The following is a 20,708-nucleotide window of genomic DNA, read 5'->3' on the forward strand; positions in this document are numbered from 1 at the left end:
TCACATCGTGGGCCGCTCCGGGGGAAGGTCAAGCGAGGGATCGCCGCGAAGTATCGCTCTCTCCAGCCTCTGCAGCTCCGGTCCGGGGTCCAGTCCGAATTCGTCGACGAGCCGGCTCCGCGCAAGCCGGTATGCCGCCAGCGCTTCGGGGACGCGGCCGACGCGGTACAAGGCGAGCATGAGGTGCGCGAGCAATCGTTGTCGGTGCGGATGCTGCACGACGAAATCGGCGAGTTCGTCGATGACCTCCTCGTGCCGCCCGAGCCGCAGTTCCGCGCCCAGCCACTCCTCCAGGGCCGTCAACCGCGCTTCCTTCAGTCCCCGGCACAACTCCTCGACCCGCGGTGTCGCCACGTCGGCCAATGGGGGTCCTTGCCACAGGTCGAGAGCACGCCGCAACAGCGAAGCCTGGAGCTCCGGGTCGTGCGTCTCAGCACGAGCCGCGGCGACGAGAGAGCGGAAGCGGTGGGCGTCCACCGACATCGGGTCGGCCCGCAAGACGTACGCGGGCCCACGAGTGGCGATCTTTACGCCATCATGATGTGCCCCGGCCATCGCCAATATGGTGCGCAGTTGTGAGACGCGGACATGGATCGCATGGCGAGCGGACTGGGGCGGCGATTCGGGCCACGTCAGATCAACCAGGCGGTCGACCGGAACGAGCCGGTTCACCTGCAACGCGAGCACCGCGAGCACAAGTCGCTGTTGGCGTGGTCCGAGATCGAGCTGCCGATCCCCCGCCCATGCCTCCACTTCACCCAGAAGTCGGAACTCCACGGCCCCCCCCTCCGCCGCGCCAGGCTGCCTGCACCTCCTCCGCCGCGCCGTGCAGGTTCTCAGATCACGCCGTTGATCACCCCGCCAAACCGATTAACGGACGATTCTTCACGTTCTTTGCATTCCGCCGGCTCTGGCGGAAATTTGGCAAGCACGAGCCAATAAGACCTAACGCACCTAAACGACCATTAACAGAGTCGGAGCCCGACTGTCAATGCACCAGACATCGATGACGCCTGAAAGGCTGGTCAATCGACGCTTTTCATCAGGCATCCGACATTTCTGCATCGAGTCGCGCGACCGCGCCCCACCGCCAGGAGACTCACCGGCGCGGCCGGAGCCATCAGGAGGAAGGGGTCGATCAACGCGCGGGCAGGCGGATGACGAACCGTGCCCCGCGGGGCGCCTCCTCGACGACTATCGACCCCTGGTGCGCCTCGATGATCTCCCTTGCGATGGCCAGACCAAGACCGGTACCGCCGGTTCGACGACTCCGGTCGTCGTCGAGTCGCGTAAATCGCGCAAAGATGCGCTTGCGGTCTTCGGGCGGTATCCCCGGCCCATCGTCGTGGACGACCAGCGTGACCCGGCGGTCATCGCTGGAGAGTTCGACGCTGACCTGGGACGAGGCGTACTGCTCGGCGTTGTCGAACACGTTGCGTACCGCCCGCGTCAGTTCGTCGGGACGGCCGTCGACGGCAGCCGCCGAGACCGCGCCGGTGTCGACGCGCAGCTGGCCGCCGGCACGGATCCGGGCTGCTTCGGACAGCACGATGTCGTCGAGGTCGACGGGACGGGCTGCGGTGCGCGGGGCGCCGGCGTCCGCCCTGGCCAGGAACAGCAGGTCCCGGACCAGCCGTTCCATGCGACGGTTCGCCACGAGCAGGTCGGCTGCGATGTCGTTCCAACTGGTGCTGTCGGGGTGGGCGAGCGCGACCTCCAGATCCGTGCGCGCCGCCGCGAGCGGGGTCTGCAGCTCGTGCGAGGCGTCCGCGACGAAGCGACGTTGACGCTCGGCGGCGGCGTCCAACCGGTCGAGCATCATGTTCATGGTGTCGGCGAGGCGACTGATCTCGTCGTCCGTCGGTGGCACGGAGACGCGGCTGCCGAGTGACCGTTCGGAGATGTCGGCGACCTCGGCCCGGATGGCGTCCACCGGCCGCAGGGTGCGACCCGCGACCGTCCAGGTGGTGAATGCGACGAGTGCCAGCAGCAGCGGAGCGCCGGCGGCGAGGGCACCCTGGAGAACGTCGACGGCGTCCTCGACCGGGGAGAGGCTCGCCGCCACGTAGATGGTCACCGGCCCTCCCGGCGTGGCGCTCGGCACCGCGACGACCCGGTAGCTGCCGCCCTCGCCGAAGGGAAGACCGTCGACTGTGCGGACCTCCGACGCCGGGCTGGACGGACGGAACCGGGCGAGAGACAGGTCGCTGCGCAGCCCGGCGGTGGCGGCCACGACCCGGCCGGAGGCGTCCATGACCTGGGTAATGCTGCCGTCGTCGTTGCTGTCGACGGACAGCTCCGCGGGGAGCGTGCCCTGGCGGGCCAGGGTCGCGACATCCTGCGCACGCACCTTCGCGATGTCATCGACGCGCTCCACGAGCGAACGGCGCAGGAACACGACCAGGCTGACGGCGGTGACCACGAGAGCGACACCGACGACGACGGTGGCGGCCATGGTGGTGCGGGCGCGCACCGTGGTGAGGCGTACCCGGGACCGGTTGCGATCAGCCGCCATCAGGGTCCAGTCGATAGCCGACGAGCCGGATGGTCTGGATCGCGGTTCGCCCGAAGGGCTCGTCGATCTTCTTCCGCAGGTGCCGGACGTAGACCTCGACGATGTTGGGGTCGCCGTCGAACGCGAAGTCCCACACGTGGTCGAGGATGGTGCTCTTGGGCAGCACCTCGCCCGCGCGTCGCATGAAGAACTCGAGCAGGGCGAACTGGCGAGGAGTGAGCGACACCTCCGTATCCCGCCGCCAGGCACGGTGAGCGGCCGGGTCGAGCCGCAGGTCGCCGACGTTCAGCGTGGCCGGGCGCTCCCGCGAGCCCCGGCGCAGCAGCGCCCGGATGCGGGCGACCAGGACCACGTAGGAGAACGGTTTGGACAGGTAGTCATCGGCTCCCGTGTCGAGAGCTGCCGCCTCGTCGAGTTCGCCGTCCTTCGCCGTGAGCATGATTATCGGTGTCCAGTTCCCGAGCTCGCGCAATTCGGCGCACACCTGGTAGCCGCTCTTGCCGGGAAGCATGATGTCGAGGACGACGACGTCGTAGTCGCCCTCCTTGGCCCGCCACAGACCGTCGACGCCGTCGAGGGCGACGTCAACCGCAAACCCCTCGGCCTCCAACCCACGCTTGATTGATCGGGCGAGGTGCTTGTCGTCCTCGACCACGAGGATGCGCACTCTCCGAGTGTGCCACCCGCCGGCTTACCGCCCGCTGAAGACCGGCTGGCGCAGACATCGGCTTCGCCCGCGTTCAGCCGGTCTTCAGCCGGCCCGCCGTACATTCGCCGTAACGTCCTGGTCGGACGGACCGCGGGGTGGTACGTCGTCACCTCGCGTCCAGCGGGAAGAGGGGGAGGCCGATGGCCAACGTGCAGATCGAGGCTGTGCGGCTCACCAAGCGGTTCGGTGACCGTACCGCCATCGAGGGGTTGAGCTTCGCGGCACGACAAGGCGAGGTAGTGGGACTGCTCGGCCCGAACGGGGCGGGCAAGACGACGACCATCCGGCTGCTCACCACGGTGCTCGCCCCGACGAGCGGGGAGTTCTCGGTGGCTGGTGTGCCGTGCACCCGGCCGAGCGAGATTCGGCGGCGGGTCGGTGTGCTGCCCGAGAGCACCGGTTATCCCGGACACCAGACCGGGACGGAGTACCTGCGCTATCACGGGCGGCTGTTCGGCCTGTCCCGCCCGGACGCCGCGCGGGTCGCCGAGCGGCTGTTGGCGGACGTGGGCCTGGACGAGCGTGCCTCGTCGCGGATCTCGACGTACAGCCGGGGCATGCGGCAGCGCCTGGGCATCGCACGGGCTCTGGTCAACGATCCCGCTGTCGTCTTTCTCGACGAACCGACGCTCGGGCTCGACCCCGCCGGGCAGCGCCAGGTGCTGGCGATCGTCCGGGACATCGCGGTGCGCAGAGGAGCTACCGTCATCCTCAGCACCCACACCCTTCCCGAGGTCGAGGAGGTGTGCACGAGCGTGCTGATCCTCCACAAGGGACGCGTCCTCACCTCCGGCACCGTCGGCGACGTCACGCGTGCGGTCGCCGCGCAGCAGTACGCGCAGTTGCGCGTGCCGGTCGAGCTGGTCGGCCGGGCCCGGGAAGCGCTCACGAGCGTCGCCGGCCTGGCGGTGGAGCCCGCCGACGAACGTCCCGACATCCTCAGGATCTCCCTGCACGGAAGGCCCCGCGCGGAACAGGGTGGCACGGACACGGGCATGAACGGGCCCCTCCGGGCGGTGCTGAGCGCCGACGTGCCGGTCCTCTCCTTCGAGGTGGAAGGGGCCCGGCTCAGCGACGCGTTCCTCGCGATGACCGGGGAGGCTGTGCGATGACCGCGGGTCTCAGTGGGCGCGTCCGGAACGCCGAAACCAGCGCGGACGCGGTCCGCGGCGATGGCCCGGGTTGGCGGGTCGTCGCCGAACAGGAGTGCCGCGATCTGTGGTTGAGCGGGCGCGGGCCCGCCCTGGTCTTCGCATTCAGCCTCGTCCTGAGCGTGATGACCTACCTTGCCGGAACCAATCAGGTGCTCAACTTCCTCGAGCAGCGGGAGGCCGTGAACCTCACCCTGCAGGTTGCGGTGGCGGTCGGCGTCCTCGTCACGCTCGTCGTGGCCGCCGACGCGATCAGCGGGGAGCGGGAGCGGGGAACGCTGGAGAGCCTGCTGCTCACCCCCGTCTCCCGCCGTGCCATCGTCATCGGGAAGATGGCCGCAGCGCTGTCGCTCTGGCTCGCGACCTTCGTCGTGAGCGTGCCGTACCTGTGGGTGCTCGGTCGCGGGGTGTCCGTCGTGGGGCTGGCGCTGCTGCTGGGCCTGCTCGTCGGCACACTGCTGGCGGTCGCGCTCGCCGCGCTCGGTCTGCTGATCAGCACCGTTTCGAGCTCCAACAAGGTCAGCCTCGCGGTGAGCCTGTTCGTGCTGTTGGCGCTCTTCGCACCGACCCAGTTGCCGGGCGGCGCGCCGAAGGGCTGGTTCGGGGATCTTCTCGTCCGGCTCAATCCGGTCGACGCGGCGCTGCACTACCTGACGGCGGTGCTCGTCACCGGGCACACCTGGACGCGAGATCTGTCTTACCTGCTGTCCCCGCTTTTCACAGCTGTCCTGGCCGGAGGCGTTCTGGTTGCCGCCGGCACCCGGATCGTCCGCCTGCACGGAGGGGTGAGCGGAGAATGAAGACATGGTTCGCGGCCGCCGGGCTGCTGCTGGCGCTGACGGCTCCCCTTTGCGTGGCCGCTTCGGCGGCGGCTGCTCCGCCGCCATTGCCCGGCGCCGTCGAGATCGCGTTGGACCAGAACCGGCTCAGCACCGTCGTGGGCGAGAGGTTGACGGTTCAGTCTCTCGTGATCAACTCGGGCGGCGCGCCGACCGACCGGCTGGTGGCGCACCTCAACGTCGCGAGCCTGGACGGCGTCTACGTCGACCTCGAGGACTGGTCGGCCGATGTGACCCGGGAGGTGGCACCGGTGGCGGCGGGTGGTAACAGGTCGCTGTCCTGGCAGTTCCAGGCCGTCAACACCGGCAGTTTCGACATCTACGTCGTGGTCATGCCCAACGGCGCCTCGACAGCCGGCACCGGCCCGCTGGTGGTGAGCCAGCCGGTGCACGTGACGGTGGCCGGAAAGCGGGCCCTGACCGCAGCGGGCTCCCTGCCGGTCGCCCTCGTCGTTCCGGTCGTGCTCGGCCTGGTGGCCGCGGCCGCCCGGTACCGCCTCCGGCGTACGGGCTGACGGGAGCCCTGCCCGGACGGCCACGAAACGGTGGTCAGCTGACGCCGGCGTACGAGTGCAGGCCGGTGAAGAAGAAGTTCACCCCGAACAGGTTCATCAGCATGGTCAGGAAGCCCAGGATGGCGATCCAGGTGGCCACGTTCCGCTTGATGCTCGGGGTGGCCCGGGCGTGCAGGTAGCCGGCGTAGACCACCCAGGAGATGAATGCCCAGGTCTCCTTCGGGTCCCAGCCCCAGGCCCGGCCCCAGGCCGCCTCGGCCCAGATCGCGCCGGCGATCACCGCGAAGGTGAAGATCGGGAACGCGAAGGCGTGCAGCGCGAAGGTCATCCGCTCCAGCCCGGCCGCCGCGGGCAGCCGGCGGGCCAGGGTGTACGGAAAGCTGCGCCGCCCCTGCTCCCAGCCGGCCCGCATCAGGTACGCCGCCGCCGGCACCACGCCCAGCAGGAAGATGCCGGAGGCGAAGACGATCGTCGACACATGGATGAGGAACCAGTACGACTGGAGCGCCGGCATCAGCGGCTCGACCGCGACCTTGAGCTTCAGTTCGGCGAAGGCCAGCAGCAGCACCATGACCAGGGTCAGGAAGAGTCCGAGCTGGCGCAGCGAGGGGCGCTTCCAGAGCACCACCAGCCAGGCGGTGGCGCCGATGAAGGTGACCGTCAGCACGAACTCGTACATGTTGCCCCAGGGCATCCGCCCCGCGGCGACGCCCCGCGTCACCAGCCCAGCCAGGTGCAGCGCGGCGGCCAGCGCGGTGAGCCACGCGGCGATCCGACCAGCCAGGCGGGCCCGCTGCGCCGACCGGCCGGGCCGGGTCTCGACCGGAGCGACGGGGGCGTCGACGGTCCCGCCGGCGCCGCCGACACCCGCGCCGACCAGCTCCCGGGCCGGGGCGGCCGCCGTCGCCGGCACCGCCCGGGCGTTGCCGAGCGCGTACTCGACGGCGTGGCTGATCATCGCGACCAGGTACGCCAAGATCGCGAAGGTCACCAGCTGGTCGGAGAGTGCGGACATCACTCGACTCCTTCTCGCGCCCGCTCGTCGCCCCGCTCGTCGGCGCTGACCGCGGTGACCAACTGGGCGAACTCGTCGGCGAACCCTGGATGTTCGGTGCGCGGCAGCCCACCGGCCTCCACCAAGCTACTACCGCTCGTCGGAGATCCATCGTCGGGGGGCGTCACGCGGAACCAGACCCGTCGCCGCCGGCCGAAGAGCGAACCCATCAGCCCGGCGAGCAGCACCACGCAGGCACCGAGCATCAGCGTCTGCGCCGGGGCGTACCGGACGGAGAGGGTGACGTACGGCTTCGTGCCGACGAATTCCAGCGTGCTGCCGTCGTCCAGGGTCCACTTCTCGCCGACGCCGAGCTTCTTGTCGCCGACCTGCTTGAGCTTGCCGTTGTCGACCTGCCGCTGGTCGAGCTTGTAGACCGACCCGGGGATGCCGGCGTCCAGCCCGAGGTTGCCCCGGTACGCGACCAGCACCACCGCCGGGTTCCGCTCCTCGGGAAACTTCGATGAGACGAACGGCGCGGTGTCCGGGGCGGTCGGCAGGTAGAGCCCGTCGAAGGCGACCTGCTGGTCGGCGGCCCGCTTGCCGGTCTTCGGGTCGACGTTGGCGTCCGGGAAGGCGGCCACGCCCGCGCCGGTCAGGCCGACGTCGCCGGTGGCGAGGAACGGCACGGTGCTGGTCTGGCTGCGGCCGTACTTGTCGGTGTACTTGAGGATCGGGGCGTACCCGTGACCGAGCAGGTAGACGTTGGCGGAGCCGAGCCGCAGCGGCGAGTTCACCGAGAAGTCGGCGGTCCGCTTGACCCCGTCCGGCTCGTCGACGGTCACGGTGGCCCGGAAGCTGGCCGGCTGGCCGGACGACAGGAACCTCGCGTGGAAGTCGTCCAGGGTGAGGCAGAACGGCGGCAGGTCGGCGCTGTCCACGCGCGGGCCGAGCGAGGCCTCGCTGTACTGCTGGCGGGTGTTGCAGAATGCGTTCTCCGCGCCGGCCACCAGCAGCCGGTTGCCGTGCCAGCCGTACCAGGAGCCGAGCGCGACGCCGAGCAGCACGGCGACCAGCGAGGTGTGGAAGAGCAGGTTGCCGGTCTCCTTGAGGTAGCCCTTCTCGGCGGAGACCTCGTTGCCGCGGACCTCGACCCGCCAGCGGCGGCGGCGCAGCACGGCGGCGACGGCCTGCGCGTCGGCGGCGGCCGGCGAGTCCAGCACCGCGTGCTGGGGCAGCCGGTCCAGCCGCTTCGGGGCGGCCGGCGGCCGGGAGCGCAGCGCCCGCAGGTGGTCCCGCATCCGGGGCAGGACGCAGCCGACCAGCGAGGTGAAGAGCAGCAGGTAGATCGCGGAGAACCAGATCGAGCCGAAGACCGCGAAGGCGCCGATCCGGTCGAGCTGCGGGGCCAGGTCGGGGTGGTCGACGAAGTACTGGTTGACCTTCTCCGGGTTGACCCCGCGCTGGGGCAGCACCGAGCCGGGGATGGCGGCGACCGCGAGCAGGAAGAGCAGGATCAGCGCGGTACGCATGCTGGTCAGCTGCCGCCACGAGTTGCGCAGCAGGGCGAACAGGGGGTTGACCCGCCGCCGGGGCGCCTCGGCGGGCGGCGTCGCCGGCCGGTCGTCCACGGTCGTCATCAGATGCTCACCTCGCCCACGCCGACGTGCGTCTGCAGCCAGATCACGAAGTTCTGCCAGCCGCCGGTGACCAGCGCCAGGCCGATCAGGATCAGCAGGGCGCCGCCGATCCGGGTGACCCAGCGGCTGTTGCGCCGGACGGCGCGGAAGACCCCGAGCAGGCGGTGGAAGCCCAGCCCGAAGACGACGAACGGTACCCCCAGCCCGAGGCAGTACGCCACGGCCAGCAGCACCGCTCGGTCACTCTTGCCCTCGACGGCGGCCATGCCGAGCACCGCGCCGAGCGTGGGGCCGGTGCACGGCATCCAGCTCAGCGCGAAGACCGCGCCGAGGACCGGCGCGCCGAGCAGCCCGGCGGCGGGCAGCCGGTGGATCCGGAACTCGCGCTGCATCCCCGGCACCAGGCCGAGGTAGCCGAGCCCGAGCACCACGACCAGCCCGCCGATGACGATCTCCAGAGCGCGCTCGTGCTCGAAGAAGACCTTGCCGACGCTGGAGAAGAGGATCGCGGTGGCGGTGAAGACGGCGGTGAAGCCGGCGATGAAGAGCAGCGTCCCGGCGAGCACCCGCCCCTTGACCGCGGCCGCCGGCCGGGCCGCGACGGCCACCCCGCTGGTCGCCATGGCGACCCCGCCGCCGGTCGGAGCGTCCCCGCCGACCGGCGCCGGTTCGGTGCGCGCCCGGCCCTCGAGGTCGGCGCCGGCCAGGCCGGTGACGTACGACAGGTAGCCCGGCATCAGCGGCAGGACGCACGGGCTGAGGAAGCTGACCAGGCCGGCGAGCGCCGCCGCGCCGATCGCCAGCAGCAGCGGGCCGGACTGGGCGACCTCGCGGAACGTCTCGCCCATCAGCGGGATCCGGAGGCCGCTTGCTCGGCGGCGATCCGCTCGACGATCGGTCGCAGGCCGTCCTGGGTGACGGCGGCCCGGATCACCGTGGCGATCCGACCGTCCCGGTCCAGGACCACGGTGGCCGGGATGGTGTTCGGCGGGATGTCCAGGGCCAGCGCGAGACGGCTGGCCGGGTCGAACAGGCTCGGGTAGCTGACCCGGCCCTCCTCGAACGCGACCGCCTTGTCCTTGCTGTCCTGCACGTTGATGCCGAGGAAGGTCACCCCGGAGGCCTTGGTGGCCTGGTACGTGGCCTCCAGGTCGTCGGCCTCGGCCCGGCAGGGCGCGCACCAGGAGCCCCAGAAGTTGAGCACCACGACCTGGCCGCGCGCCTGCGAGACGTCGTAGTTGCCGCCGGTCAGCAGCTCACCGGTGATCTTCGGGGCCGCCGAGCGCCGGTCCGGGGCGCAGTCGATGATGCCGGCCTTGTCTGCGCACCTGCTCTCCTCGCTGCCGGCGGAGCAGCCGACCAGCGCCGTCGCGGCTGCGACGGCGGCGAGCAGCGCGGCGATGGGCCTGCGGGTGCGCATCAGGCCCCCTTGGCCGTCCGGGCGGTCGGCGAGATCGCGATCAGGTGGGCCGCCGGCTCGGAGTAGCCGATGCCGACGACCTTGGCGCCGTCGAAGTGGAACGAGGTGAGGCTGGCCAGCCCGCACTGCCGGCGGCGCGGGTCGTGCCAGAGCCGCTTGCGCTCGACGTACCGGCGCAGCGTCCAGATCGGGAGCTGGTGGGAGACCAGCACGGCCTCGCGCCCCTCGGCGGCGACCCGGGCGGCGTGCAGCGCGGCGAACATCCGCTCGGCGATGGCCTGGTACGCCTCGCCCCAGGACGGGGTGACCGGGTCGCGCAGCACCCACCAGTTGCGCGGGTCGCGGAACGAGCCGTCGCCCGGCGAGACCTTCTTGCCCTCGAACCAGTTGGCGCTCTCGATCAGCCGCTCGTCCACCCCGACCGGGAGGCCGAACTGCGCCGCGATCGGCTCGGCGGTCTGCTGGGCACGCTCCAGCGGGCTGGCCACCACGTGCACCACGTGCCGCTCGGCGAGCCCCTGCGCGGCGGCCTTGGCCATCTGGACGCCCAGCTCGGAGAGGCGGAAACCGGGCAGCCGGCCGTAGAGGACGCCCTCCGGGTTGTAGACCTCGCCGTGCCGCAGCACGTGGACCACCGTCTCGCTCACGTTCCCTACCCCCCGTGACCCGCCGCTGCCGCCGCCGTCGCCGCACCCGGCAGGGCGGCGGAGATCTGCTCCAGGGCGGCGTCGTCCAGTGCCGCCGACACGAACCACGACTCGAACGCGCTCGGCGGCAGGTAGACGCCGGCGGCGAGCATCGCGTGGAAGAACGCCTTGAACGCGCGGACCTGCTGGGTGCGCGCGCTGTCGTAGTCGACCACGTCGGCGTCGGTGAAGAAGATCGAGAACATGCTGCCCGCGTACGACAGGCGGTGCGGGACCCCGGCGGCGGCCAGCGCGTCGGCGGCGAGCTTGCCCACGACGGCGGCCGTCTCGTCGAGCTTCCGGTAGAGCGCGTCGTCGGCGAGCCGCAGCGTGGCCAGGCCGGCGGCGCAGGCGAGCGGGTTACCGGAGAGGGTGCCGGCCTGGTAGACCGGGCCGGCCGGGGCGAGGCGCGCCATGATCTCGGTGCGCCCGCCGAAGGCCGCGGCGGGCAGGCCACCGCCCATGACCTTCCCGTACGTCCACAGGTCGGCGTCGGACGGGTCGAGGCCGTGCCAGCCGGTGCGGGAGACCCGGAACCCGGTCATCACCTCGTCGACGATGAGCAGCGCGCCGTACGCGTGGGCGATCGCCGCGAGCTGCTGGTTGAAGCCGTCGCGGGGGGCGACCACGCCCATGTTGCCGGCGGCCGCCTCGGTGATGATCGCCGCGATGTGCGGCCCCTCGGCGGCGAAGGCCTCCTCGACCGCGGTGATGTCGTTGTACGGCAGCACGATGGTGTCGCCGGCCGCCGCGCCGGTCACGCCGGGCGAGTCGGGCAGGCCGAGGGTCGCGACGCCGGAGCCGGCGGCGGCGAGCAGGGCGTCGGAGTGCCCGTGGTAGCAGCCCGAGAACTTGATGATCTTGGCGCGCCCGGTGAAGCCGCGGGCCAGCCGGATCGCCGACATGGTCGCCTCGGTGCCCGAGTTGACCAGCCGGACCTGCTCGACCGGGGTGCGGTCGACGATCTCGGCGGCCAGCTCCACCTCACCGGGCGTCGGGGTGCCGAAGCTGGTGCCGAGCGTGGCCGCCTCCCGGACGGCCTCGACCACCTCGGGGTGGGCGTGGCCGAGGATCAACGGCCCCCAGGAGCAGACCAGGTCGACGTAGCGCCGCCCGTCCGCGTCGTACATCCAGGGACCCTCCCCCCGGACCATGAAGCGCGGGGTGCCGCCGACGGCACGGAACGCGCGCACGGGGGAGTTCACCCCGCCGGGCACGATGGCCTTGGCGCGGTCGAACAGGGCCTCGGAGGCCGGCGCGTCGGCCGGGTAGCGGCCGGATCCGGCGGAAAGGGTATCGGTCACGATGCCGCCATTGTGTCAGCGCCGGCCGGCGAATCGGCAGCCACCCCGCACCGGGGTTACCGGGCTCACCCGCCGTGCGGGTCGCCGGGCGGAACGGAGATCAGCCGCGGCAGGCGCGGCCGGGGCCCGGGCGGACGGACCGCCGGGGCCCCGCTCGACGGGCCGGGTGGTCGAGATCGCGATAGGGTGACCGGGTGGATCGTGCCGAACTGTCCATCACGGTGCACCGGACCGGCGATGAAGCTACGCTTCGCCTGGCCGGTGAGATCGACATGCTCACGGCCGCCCAGCTGTCGACCGTCGTCAATGAGGTGCTGGTCGACCCACCACCCCGCATCGTGCTCGACCTGGGCGGGGTCACCTTCTGCGACTCGCAGGGCCTCGGCACCCTGGTGGTGCTCAGCCGCAAAGCCAGCCGCGCCCAGAGCCTGCTGGTCCTGAGCAACGTCGGCGACTTCCTCCTCCGCGTCCTGGACATCACCGGCCTCCGCTCCGCCCTGATGATCCGCAACGAAACCGCCCCCTAACCCCCGCCCCGGTACGCCCCGCCCCGCCCCGGGTGATCATGAAGTTATGGCCGCGACACGCCGAGGCGGAGGGCGACAGCTTCATGATCAACACGAGCGGGCGGGGTCAGCGCGGGCGGGCGGCCTGGGGGTCAGGTGATGGGGACGTCGCGGCGGCGGAAGGCGGTCAGGCCGGCGAGCGCCATCAGCAGCGCCAGGGCTGCCAGGAACAGCAGCGGGGTGGCGCTCCAGTGGTCGCGCAGCACCTGCGGGGTGTGGGTGAACGGGGAGACGTCCAGCAGCCACTGGCTCAGCTTCAGCACTGCGCCGAGCTGGCCGAGCAGCACGCAGACCGCGAGCACCGCCCAGGCCACCGGAGCGAGCCGGGGCAGCAGCCCGTAGAGCAGCACCGCGAGGCCGGCCAGCACCCACGCCGCCGGCGCCTGCGCCAGGCCGGCGCCGACCATCCGGGGCAGCTCACGGGGCACGTCGTGGACGCTGATCCCGTAGGTCAGCCCCGTGGCGAACCCGGTCACGGCGAGCACCACCACCGGCCCTAGCAGTGCGAACACCAGGTGCGACAGGAGCCAGCCGGACCGGTGCACGCCGGTGGCCAGCAGCGGCTCGGCCCGCTCGGCGGTCTCCTCCGCCCGCATCCGCAATGCCGCCTGGATCCCGTAGCCGGCCGCGGCCAGCCCGGCCAGGCTCAACGTCGCGCCGAGGTACGCCTCGGCCAGCCCGGAGGCGCCGCCCAGCCGGGCCATGATCTGTTCCAGCTGGGGGTTGCCCTCGACCGACCTGCCGGCGGCCTCCGCCGCCCCGCCCAGGATCAGCCCGAGCAGGCCGAAGCCGACCGACCAGCCGAGCAGCTGACCCCGGTGCAGCCGCCAGGCCAGCCCGAACGATCCGGAGAGGGCACGTCCGGCGGTGGCCGGCCCGAGCCGGGCCGGGAGCAGCCCGGCGCCGAGGTCTCGCCGCACCGACAGCGGGTACGCCACCGCGGCGAGCAGCACGCTCAGCGCGACCGGCAGCAGCAGCACCCACCAGCGGTCGCCTTCGTACGCCCGGATGCGCGGGGCCCAGCCCAGCGGGGAGAGCCAGCTCAGCCAGTCCCGCTCCGCGGCGTCCCCGGCGAGCCGGAGCGCGAAGGCCAGCCCGACCACGCCGATCGCGATCCCCCGGGCACCACCGGCGCTCTCGGTGAGCTGGGCGGTGAGCCCGCCCAGCGTGGCGAAGACGACACCGACCAGTGCCGCGGAGAGCCCGTACGCCAGGGACCCGCCCGCCGGCAGGCCGGTGGAGCCGAGCCCGGCGGCCGTGAGCAGGCCGAGCAGCAGGTCCGCCGCGTACGTCACCAGCAGCGCGGCGGTGAGGCCGGCGTACCGGCCGAGCACACTGCCGCCGAGCAGTTCCCGGCGCCCGGCCTCCTCCTCGGTGCGGGTGTGCCGGATGACGGTGAGCAGGCTGACCAGCCCGATGATCACCGTGAGGAAACCGCCGCGCTGGGCGGTCAGCGCGCCGACGCTGTCGCCGTACACCGGGCCGAGCAGCGCGATGATCGACGGGTTGCGGGCGGTGCCGGCGGCGTACGCGGCCCGCTCGGCGGCCGTCGGGAAGAGCTCGAAGAAGCTGGTCGCGTACGTCATCGGCAGCACGGACAACACCAGCACCCAGAGCGGCAGGATGACGCGGTCCCGACGCAGGATCAGCCGGACCAGGTGGCGGGTGCCGGTGAGGGTGCTCATCGGGTCGCCTCGGCGGGCTCGCCGGTGGACTCGTAGTGCCGCAGGAACAGCTCCTCCAGCGTGGGCGGCTTGCTGACGAGGCTGCGTACGCCGATCTCGGTGAGCCGGCGCAGCGCCGCGTCCAGCGCCGTGGTGTCCACGTCGAAGCGCACCCGGTTGCCGTCCACCCGCAGGTCGTGCACCCCGGACAGGTTGGCCAGCCCGTCCAGCGGGCCGGCAATCTCCGCCTCGATCGAGGTGCGGTGCAGGTGGCGCAGCTCGGCCAGGGTGCCGCTCTCCACCGCGCGGCCGCTGCGGATGATCGTCACCCGGTCGCAAAGCGCCTCCACCTCGGCGAGGATGTGGCTGGAGAGCAGCACGGTGCGGCCCTCCTGCTTCGCCCGGCGCACCCAGTGCTGGAAGACCTCCTCCATCAGCGGGTCCAGCCCGGAGGTCGGCTCGTCGAGGATCAGCAGCTCGACGTCGGAGGCGAGCGCGGCGACCAGCCCCACCTTCTGCCGGTTGCCCTTGGAGTAGGTCCGTCCCTTCTTGCGCGGGTCCAACTCGAATGACTCCAGCAGTTCCGCCCGGCGCTTCGGGTCGAGGCCGCCGCGCATCCGGCCGAGCAGGTCGATCACCTCGCCACCGGAGAGGTTGGGCCAGAGGGTGACGTCGCCGGGGACGTACGCCAGCCGGCGGTGCAGGGCGACGGCGTCCCGCCAGGGGTCGCCGCCGAGCAGCCGGACGGCCCCCGCGTCCGCCCGGAGCAGGCCGAGCAGCACCCGGATGGTGGTCGACTTGCCGGAGCCGTTGGGGCCCAGGAAGCCGTGCACCTCGCCGCTGCGGACGGTGAGGTCGAGTCCGTCGAGCGCCCGGGTCCGGCCGAAGGTCTTCACCAGGCCGGACACCTCAATCGGAGTTTCCATGATTTGGAAGCTACGCTTAGTTCACAAACTTGTGAAGACTGTGAGACCTGAGGCACCATCAACTTCACGACTTTTTCACGGAAGGAGCCATCGCCGATGCCTGACGACCACCGCCCGGTCCCGAACGAAGAGGAGGTTCACCTCTTCGTCGAGCGGATGGCGATGGCCTTCGCGGACGTCGGCTTTCCCCGGATGGCCGGCCGGGTGCTCTTTACCGTGATGAGTGCCGACGACCCGCTGACCGCCGCCGAGATCGGCGAGCGGCTCGGGGTCAGCGCGGCGGCCGTCTCCGGCGCGGTCCGCTACCTCACCCAGTTCGGCATGCTGATCCGCGAACCGCTCAAGGCTTCCCGCCGCGACCGCTACCGCACCCCGGACAACCCCTGGTACGAGGCGAGCATCGTCAAGGCGCACATCTATAAGACCTTCATCGACGTCGCCAACGCGGGTGTCGCGGCACTGAACGGGCCGTCGAGCCCGGCCGGGGAGCGGATCACTGAGATGCGGGACTATTTCCTCTTCCTCGAGGAGGAGATGAACTCGCTCAGCGAGCGGTGGCGGGCGCGGCGGGCCGCGACCGGCCACGGCGATCGCGCCTCCGCCTGACCCTCGCGCACTACGGACCCGGCACCGCCGCCCGGAGCCGGACCACGGCGGTGCGGCCAAAGGCCAGGCCGTCAGGGGGTGTTGCCCCAGCGGGCCTGCTCGAGGAGGTCCACCGCGCGGTCCCGGGACTCCGGGCCGTCGTCGCCGCGCAGCAGGCCGGTCGCCTCGTCCACCGCCTCGGTGAGCACCCGCCACTGGGCGTCCCGCTCCCGCACCACGTCGGACTGGGCGGCGAGCTGCCGGGTCTTCACCCACAGCTCGACGAAGACCGACACCTTCGCCCGCAGCACCCACGGGTCGAACGGCTTGGTCAGGTAGTCCACCGCGCCCACCGCGTAGCCGCGCAGCGCGAGCTGGGCGTCCTTGTCCGCCGCGGTCAGGAAGATGATCGGCACGTGCCGGGTCCGCTCCCGCCGCTTGATGTGGCTGGCCGTCTCGAAGCCGTCCATGTCCGGCATCTGGGCGTCCAGCAGGATCACCGCGAAGTCGTCCACCAGCAGCTGCTTGAGCGCCGCCTCGCCGCTCTCCACGGCGACCGACTGCACCGGCAGCCCCTGGAGGATCGCCTCCAGGGCCATCAGGTTCTCCCGCCGGTCGTCCACCAGCAGCGCCTTGGCCATCTGTGTCACGAATTCTCCTCGCCTCGGCCGCCAGTGATCCACGACGCCATCAACTCGATCAGCTCGTCCAGGTCGACCGGCTTGGTGATGTAGTCGCTGCCACCGGCCGCCAGCGCCGACTCGCGGTCGCCCGGCATCGCCTTCGCGGTCAGGAATACGATCGGCAGGTCCGCAAAGCGGTGGTTACGCCGGATCTGCCGGGTCGTCTCGTACCCGTCCTGGTCCGGCATCATCGCGTCCATCAACACGATGTCCACCTCCGGATGCTCGGCCAGCAGGCGGACCCCGTCCGCCCCGTTGTCCGAGTACAACACGGTCATCCCGTGCAACTCCAACGCGGAGGTCAGGGCGAAGACGTTGCGGACGTCGTCGTCGACGATCAGCACGGTCGCCCCCTCCAGTCGCCGGGTCACCGGGGTCTCCGGCGGCTGGGGCAGCTCCATCGGCATGAGCAGCGACGACGGCAGGCCCGCGCGGGTCGGCGACGGCGGCGCCGGCGCCACCACCGCGTCCGGCGCCAGCACATCCGGTACGAAGAGAGTGAAGGTCGAGCCCTGCCCGGGCGCCGACGACACGGTGATCGTCCCGCCGATCAGCCGGGCCAGGTCGCGACTGATCGACAGGCCCAGCCCGGTCCCGCCGTACCGCCGGCTGGTGGTGCCGTCGGCCTGCTGGAACGCCTCGAAGATCAGCGACAGCTTGTCGTCCGAGATGCCGATGCCGGTGTCGATCACGGTGAACGCGATGACCTGCCGAGCGTTGGTCAGCGCCGGCACGCCGAAGACCGCGTTCTCCGGGGCCGGGGCGATCCGCAGCGTCACCGCGCCGTTGCCGGTGAACTTGACCGCGTTGGCGAGCAGGTTGCGCAGGATCTGCTGCAACCGCTGCGCGTCGGTGACCAGCGACGGCGGCAGGTCCTTCGCCACCCGTACCTGGAAGTCCAGGCCCTTCTCCTCGGCCTGCGGGGCGAACGCCTGCTCGACGTAGCCGCGGATCTCGGAGAACCGGACCTCGGTCGGCTCGACGTCCATCCGGCCCGCCTCGATCTTGGACAGGTCGAGGATGTCGTCGATCAGCGAGAGCAGATCCGAACCGGCGCTGTGGATCGTCCGGGCGAACTCGATCTGCTTGCGGGTCAGGTTCTGCTCCGAGTTCTCCGCCAGCAGCCGGGACAACAGCAGCAGCGAGTTCAGCGGAGTACGCAGCTCGTGACTCATGTTCGCCAGGAACTCCGACTTGTACGCCGACGCCCGGGTGAGCTGCTGCGCCTTCTCCTCCAGGCCCAGCCGGGCCAGCTCGATCTCCCGGTTCTTCGTCTCGATGTTGCCCTTCTGCTCGGAGAGCAGCTGGGCCTTGTCCTCCAGCTCGGCGTTGGTGCGCTGCAACTCGGCCGACTGCTCCTGCAACTCGTGCGCCAGCCGCTGCGACTGAGCCAGCAGCTCCTCCGTACGCCGGTTCGCCTGGATGGTGTTCACCGCCAGGCCGATGGTGAGCACCAGCCGCTCCAGGAACGACAGGTGCAGCTCGGAGAAGGTGGTCACCCCGGCAAATTCGATCACGCCGAGCAACTCGCCCTCGAAGAGCACCGGCAGCACCACCAGGTCGGCCGGTGGCGTCTCGGCCAGCCCCGAGCGGAGCACGAGCCGCCCGTCGGGCTGGGCGTTGACCCGGATCGTCCGGCGGGACAGGGCGGCCTGCCCGACCAGCCCCTCCCCCGGACCGAAGGTCACGTCGTGTCCCCGCGCCACGTAGCCGTACGAGGCGGTCAGCCGCAGCCGCATGCTGCCGTCGGAGCTGTCCGTCAGGAAGAACGCGCCGAGCTGCGCGTCGACCAGCGGGGTCACCTCCATCATGATCATGCGGCAGACCTCGCCGAGGTCCCGCTGACCCTGGAGCAGGCCGCCGATCCGGGCCAGGTTGGAGTCCAGCCAGCCCTGCTCGGCGTTCTTCTTGGTCGTCTCCCGGAGGGTGACGATCATCTGGTTGATGTTGTCCTTCAGCTCGGCGACCTCGCCCTGCGCCTTGACCGCGATCCGCTGGGTCAGGTCGCCCCGGGTCACCGAGGTGGAGACCTGGGCGATCGCCCGGAGCTGGGTGGTCAGCGTCGAGGCGAGCTGGTTGACGTTCTCCGTCAGGTCCCGCCAGGTGCCCGAGACGCCCTTCACCTGCGCCTGGCCGCCGAGCTTGCCCTCGATGCCGACCTCGCGGGCCACCCGGGTCACCTCGTCGGCGAACGACGACAGCTGATCCACCATCGTGTTCACCGTCGACTTCAGCTCCAGGATCTCGCCCTGGGCGTCGACGGTGATCTTCTGCGACAGGTCGCCCTTCGCCACCGCGGTGGTGACCGAGGCGATGTTGCGCACCTGGCTGGTCAGGTTCGACGCCATCGAGTTCACGTTGTCGGTCAGGTCCCGCCACGTACCGCTCACGCCCTTGACCTCCGCCTGGCCACCCAGCTTGCCCTCGGTGCCCACCTCGCGGGCCACCCGGGTCACCTCGTCCGCGAACGACGACAGCTGATCCACCATTGTGTTCACCGTCGACTTCAGCTCCAGGATCTCACCCTGGGCATCGACGGTGATCTTCTGCGACAGGTCGCCCTTCGCCACCGCAGTCGAGACCTGCGCGATGTTGCGCACCTGGGCGGTCAGGTTCGACGCCATCGAGTTCACGTTGTCGGTCAGGTCGCGCCACGTGCCGGCGACCCCGCGTACCTGCGCCTGGCCACCCAGCTTGCCCTCGGTGCCCACCTCACGGGCCACCCGGGTCACCTCGTCCGCGAACGACGACAGCTGATCCACCATCGTGTTCACCGTCGACTTCAGCTCCAGGATCTCGCCCCGGGCGTCGACGGTGATCTTCTGCGACAGGTCGCCCTTCGCCACCGCGGTGGTGACCGAGGCGATGTTGCGCACCTGGCTGGTCAGGTTCGACGCCATCGAGTTCACGTTGTCGGTCAGGTCCCGCCACGTACCGCTCACGCCCTTGACCTGCGCCTGGCCACCCAGCTTGCCCTCGGTGCCCACCTCGCGGGCCACCCGGGTCACCTCGTCCGCGAACGACGAGAGCTGATCGACCATGGTGTTGACGGTGTTCTTCAGCTCCAGGATCTCGCCCTGCGCGTCCACGGTGATCTTCTGGCTCAGGTCGCCCTTCGCCACCGCGGTGGAGACCTGGGAGATGTTGCGGACCTGGCTGGTCAGGTTGCCGGCGAGCTGGTTGACGTTCTCCGTGAGGTCGCGCCAGGTGCCGGAGACGCCCCGCACCTGGGCCTGACCGCCCAGCTTGCCCTCGATGCCCACCTCACGGGCCACCCGGGTCACCTCGTCCGCGAACGACGACAGCTGATCCACCATCGTGTTGACGGTGTCCTTCAGCTCCAGGATCTCGCCCTGCGCGGCCACCGTGATCTTCTGCGACAGGTCACCCCGGGCGACCGCCGTGGAGACCTGGGCGATGTTGCGCACCTGACTGGTCAGGTTCGACGCCATCGAGTTGACGCTGTCGGTCAGGTCCTTCCAGGTGCCGGCGACGTTCGGCACCTCCGCCTGGCCGCCCAGATTGCCCTCCGTGCCCACCTCGCGGGCCACCCGGGTGACCTGCTCGGCGAAGAGCCGCAGGGTGTCCGTCAGCGAGTTCATCGTGTCGGCCAGCTCGGCGACCTCACCGCGAGCGCCCACGGTGATCTTCTGCGACAGGTCGCCCTTCGCCACCGCCGTCGCCACCTGGGAGATCGACCGCACCTGGCCGGTCAGGTTCGACGCCATGGTGTTCACCGAGTCGGTGAGGTCCTTCCAGGTGCCGGCGACCCCGCGGACGTCCGCCTGGCCGCCGAGCTTGCCCTCGGTGCCCACCTCACGGGCCACCCGGGTCACCTCGTTCGAGAAGGACGAGAGCTGGTCGACCATGGTGTTCACCGTGCGGCCGATGCGCAGGTACTCGCCGCGCAGCGGACGACCGTCGATCTCCAACGCCATGTGCTGGGACAGGTCGCCGTCGGCCACCGCCACGATCACCCGGGCGATCTCCGTGGTGGGGCGGCCCAGGTCGTCGATCAGCGAGTTGACCGCCCGCTGGCCCTCCGCCCACGAGCCGTCCAGGCCCTCGTCGTCGAGGCGTTCGGTGAGCCGGCCGTCCCGCCCGACGATCCGGCTGATCCGGCGTAGGTCGAGGTGCTGCCGCTCCTGGAGCGACACCACGTCGTTGAAGGCGTCGGCCACCTCGCCGCCCAGGCCGGCCCGCCGGGGCAGCCGTACGCGCAGGTCGCCGCCGCGGACCCGCCGCAGCGCCTCCACCAGCTCGCCCAGCAGCACCTCGTGATCGGGAGCGGACGGGTCCGCGGCAATCGACTGTTTCGCCGTGGTCATCATTCCTCGCTCAGCTCGGGGCCACCGGCTCGTGCCGACACGCCGACATCCCACCATTCTGCCCGCGCCGCCGTCGAGGCCAAGGCCGGCGAGCAGCCGCCACGCCCACGAGTCGCCCGACCGACCCGCCCCGGGACGGCGGATCCGGCCACGCGGACCGCCGGGGGCGGTTTGGCAGCCGGG

At 71.1% G+C, this 20,708-nt stretch carries 18 protein-coding genes; 5 read left to right on the top strand and 13 right to left on the bottom strand.

The annotated features are described in order from the left end of the window. From OG799_RS27365 to OG799_RS27375, 3 genes are all read right to left on the bottom strand, one after another. The gene (locus OG799_RS27365) at window positions 1-777 is read right to left on the bottom strand and encodes a BTAD domain-containing putative transcriptional regulator (RefSeq protein WP_406038911.1); all 777 of its coding nucleotides are present in this window, start codon (window positions 775-777) and stop codon (window positions 1-3) included. 361 nt (window positions 778-1,138) lie between these two features. Then, window positions 1,139-2,515: a sensor histidine kinase gene (locus tag OG799_RS27370; RefSeq protein WP_406038913.1), complete on the bottom strand. Its 1,377-nt coding sequence runs from the start codon at window positions 2,513-2,515 to the stop codon at window positions 1,139-1,141. After that, on the bottom strand, window positions 2,505-3,182 hold the full coding sequence (locus tag OG799_RS27375) for a response regulator transcription factor (RefSeq protein ID WP_406038915.1): 678 nt from the start codon (window positions 3,180-3,182) through the stop codon (window positions 2,505-2,507). The genes OG799_RS27370 and OG799_RS27375 overlap by 11 nt, the downstream gene beginning before the upstream one ends. A 182-nt stretch (window positions 3,183-3,364) precedes the next feature. On the opposite strand from OG799_RS27375, the gene OG799_RS27380 reads away from it, so the two are divergent. The 3 genes from OG799_RS27380 to OG799_RS27390 are packed head-to-tail and all read left to right on the top strand — an operon-like array spanning window position 3,365 to window position 5,729. Continuing rightward, window positions 3,365-4,336, top strand: coding sequence for an ABC transporter ATP-binding protein (locus tag OG799_RS27380; RefSeq protein WP_406038917.1), 972 nt, complete (start codon window positions 3,365-3,367; stop codon window positions 4,334-4,336). Further along, window positions 4,333-5,175 (top strand): ABC transporter permease subunit, encoded by an 843-nt coding sequence (locus OG799_RS27385; RefSeq protein ID WP_406038919.1) that lies wholly within the window; start codon window positions 4,333-4,335, stop codon window positions 5,173-5,175. The genes OG799_RS27380 and OG799_RS27385 overlap by 4 nt, the downstream gene beginning before the upstream one ends. Continuing rightward, window positions 5,172-5,729, top strand: a complete 558-nt coding sequence (locus OG799_RS27390) for a hypothetical protein (protein ID WP_406038921.1) — start codon at window positions 5,172-5,174, stop codon at window positions 5,727-5,729. The genes OG799_RS27385 and OG799_RS27390 overlap by 4 nt, the downstream gene beginning before the upstream one ends. 34 nt (window positions 5,730-5,763) lie before the next feature. On the opposite strand, the gene ccsB is transcribed toward OG799_RS27390, so the two are convergent. Genes ccsB through hemL form a run of 6 tightly spaced genes read right to left on the bottom strand, consistent with a single transcriptional unit; the run spans window position 5,764 to window position 11,773 of the window. Further along, window positions 5,764-6,744: a c-type cytochrome biogenesis protein CcsB gene (gene ccsB / locus OG799_RS27395; protein ID WP_406038923.1), complete on the bottom strand. Its 981-nt coding sequence runs from the start codon at window positions 6,742-6,744 to the stop codon at window positions 5,764-5,766. Next, on the bottom strand, window positions 6,744-8,363 hold the full coding sequence (locus OG799_RS27400) for a cytochrome c biogenesis protein ResB (RefSeq protein ID WP_406038925.1): 1,620 nt from the start codon (window positions 8,361-8,363) through the stop codon (window positions 6,744-6,746). The genes ccsB and OG799_RS27400 overlap by 1 nt, the downstream gene beginning before the upstream one ends. Then, window positions 8,363-9,211 (bottom strand): cytochrome c biogenesis CcdA family protein, encoded by an 849-nt coding sequence (locus OG799_RS27405; protein WP_406038927.1) that lies wholly within the window; start codon window positions 9,209-9,211, stop codon window positions 8,363-8,365. Before OG799_RS27405 ends, OG799_RS27400 begins: the two co-directional genes overlap by 1 nt. After that, entirely contained in the window at window positions 9,211-9,783 is a 573-nt protein-coding gene (locus OG799_RS27410) for a TlpA family protein disulfide reductase (RefSeq protein ID WP_406038929.1), read from the bottom strand. The genes OG799_RS27405 and OG799_RS27410 overlap by 1 nt, the downstream gene beginning before the upstream one ends. Continuing rightward, the gene (locus OG799_RS27415) at window positions 9,783-10,430 is read right to left on the bottom strand and encodes a histidine phosphatase family protein (protein ID WP_406038931.1); all 648 of its coding nucleotides are present in this window, start codon (window positions 10,428-10,430) and stop codon (window positions 9,783-9,785) included. Before OG799_RS27415 ends, OG799_RS27410 begins: the two co-directional genes overlap by 1 nt. Window positions 10,431-10,435: 5 nt before the next feature. After that, window positions 10,436-11,773: a glutamate-1-semialdehyde 2,1-aminomutase gene (hemL, locus tag OG799_RS27420; protein ID WP_406038933.1), complete on the bottom strand. Its 1,338-nt coding sequence runs from the start codon at window positions 11,771-11,773 to the stop codon at window positions 10,436-10,438. A 194-nt stretch (window positions 11,774-11,967) separates the two neighbouring features. Between hemL and OG799_RS27425 the strand changes: the two genes are divergently transcribed. Next, the gene (locus OG799_RS27425) at window positions 11,968-12,300 is read left to right on the top strand and encodes an STAS domain-containing protein (RefSeq protein WP_406038935.1); all 333 of its coding nucleotides are present in this window, start codon (window positions 11,968-11,970) and stop codon (window positions 12,298-12,300) included. Window positions 12,301-12,431: 131 nt separating this feature from the next. Here OG799_RS27425 and OG799_RS27430 read toward each other — a convergent pair whose 3' ends face one another. Further along, window positions 12,432-14,024 (bottom strand): ABC transporter permease, encoded by a 1,593-nt coding sequence (locus OG799_RS27430; RefSeq protein ID WP_406038937.1) that lies wholly within the window; start codon window positions 14,022-14,024, stop codon window positions 12,432-12,434. Next, entirely contained in the window at window positions 14,021-14,929 is a 909-nt protein-coding gene (locus OG799_RS27435; RefSeq protein ID WP_406038939.1) for an ATP-binding cassette domain-containing protein, read from the bottom strand. Before OG799_RS27435 ends, OG799_RS27430 begins: the two co-directional genes overlap by 4 nt. Window positions 14,930-15,025: 96 nt before the next feature. Between OG799_RS27435 and OG799_RS27440 the strand changes: the two genes are divergently transcribed. After that, on the top strand, window positions 15,026-15,535 hold the full coding sequence (locus tag OG799_RS27440) for a GbsR/MarR family transcriptional regulator (RefSeq protein WP_406038941.1): 510 nt from the start codon (window positions 15,026-15,028) through the stop codon (window positions 15,533-15,535). A 71-nt stretch (window positions 15,536-15,606) separates the two neighbouring features. Here OG799_RS27440 and OG799_RS27445 read toward each other — a convergent pair whose 3' ends face one another. Both OG799_RS27445 and OG799_RS27450 read right to left on the bottom strand, forming a co-directional pair. Continuing rightward, window positions 15,607-16,164, bottom strand: a complete 558-nt coding sequence (locus tag OG799_RS27445; protein WP_406038943.1) for a two-component system response regulator — start codon at window positions 16,162-16,164, stop codon at window positions 15,607-15,609. Continuing rightward, a complete protein-coding gene (locus OG799_RS27450) occupies window positions 16,161-20,525 on the bottom strand; it encodes a HAMP domain-containing protein (protein WP_406038945.1) in 4,365 nt (1,454 codons plus the stop codon). Before OG799_RS27450 ends, OG799_RS27445 begins: the two co-directional genes overlap by 4 nt. Window positions 20,526-20,708: the final 183 nt, after the last annotated feature.

The sequence above is a fragment of the Micromonospora sp. NBC_00898 genome, assembly GCF_045207895.1.
Classification (GTDB): domain Bacteria; phylum Actinomycetota; class Actinomycetes; order Mycobacteriales; family Micromonosporaceae; genus Micromonospora.

What these genes read in the sequence shown, in the direction of transcription:
- OG799_RS27435 (WP_406038939.1), bottom strand. Translation starts at nt 14,929, where the DNA reads ATGGAAACTCCGATTGAGGTGTCCGGCCTGGTGAAGACCTTCGGCCGG.
- OG799_RS27440 (WP_406038941.1), top strand. Translation starts at nt 15,026, where the DNA reads ATGCCTGACGACCACCGCCCGGTCCCGAACGAAGAGGAGGTTCACCTC.
- OG799_RS27385 (WP_406038919.1), top strand. Translation starts at nt 4,333, where the DNA reads ATGACCGCGGGTCTCAGTGGGCGCGTCCGGAACGCCGAAACCAGCGCG.
- OG799_RS27400 (WP_406038925.1), bottom strand. Translation starts at nt 8,363, where the DNA reads ATGACGACCGTGGACGACCGGCCGGCGACGCCGCCCGCCGAGGCGCCC.
- ccsB (WP_406038923.1), bottom strand. Translation starts at nt 6,744, where the DNA reads ATGTCCGCACTCTCCGACCAGCTGGTGACCTTCGCGATCTTGGCGTAC.
- OG799_RS27370 (WP_406038913.1), bottom strand. Translation starts at nt 2,515, where the DNA reads ATGGCGGCTGATCGCAACCGGTCCCGGGTACGCCTCACCACGGTGCGC.
- OG799_RS27410 (WP_406038929.1), bottom strand. Translation starts at nt 9,783, where the DNA reads ATGCGCACCCGCAGGCCCATCGCCGCGCTGCTCGCCGCCGTCGCAGCC.
- OG799_RS27450 (WP_406038945.1), bottom strand. Translation starts at nt 20,525, where the DNA reads ATGACCACGGCGAAACAGTCGATTGCCGCGGACCCGTCCGCTCCCGAT.
- OG799_RS27430 (WP_406038937.1), bottom strand. Translation starts at nt 14,024, where the DNA reads ATGAGCACCCTCACCGGCACCCGCCACCTGGTCCGGCTGATCCTGCGT.
- OG799_RS27405 (WP_406038927.1), bottom strand. Translation starts at nt 9,211, where the DNA reads ATGGGCGAGACGTTCCGCGAGGTCGCCCAGTCCGGCCCGCTGCTGCTG.
- OG799_RS27390 (WP_406038921.1), top strand. Translation starts at nt 5,172, where the DNA reads ATGAAGACATGGTTCGCGGCCGCCGGGCTGCTGCTGGCGCTGACGGCT.
- OG799_RS27380 (WP_406038917.1), top strand. Translation starts at nt 3,365, where the DNA reads ATGGCCAACGTGCAGATCGAGGCTGTGCGGCTCACCAAGCGGTTCGGT.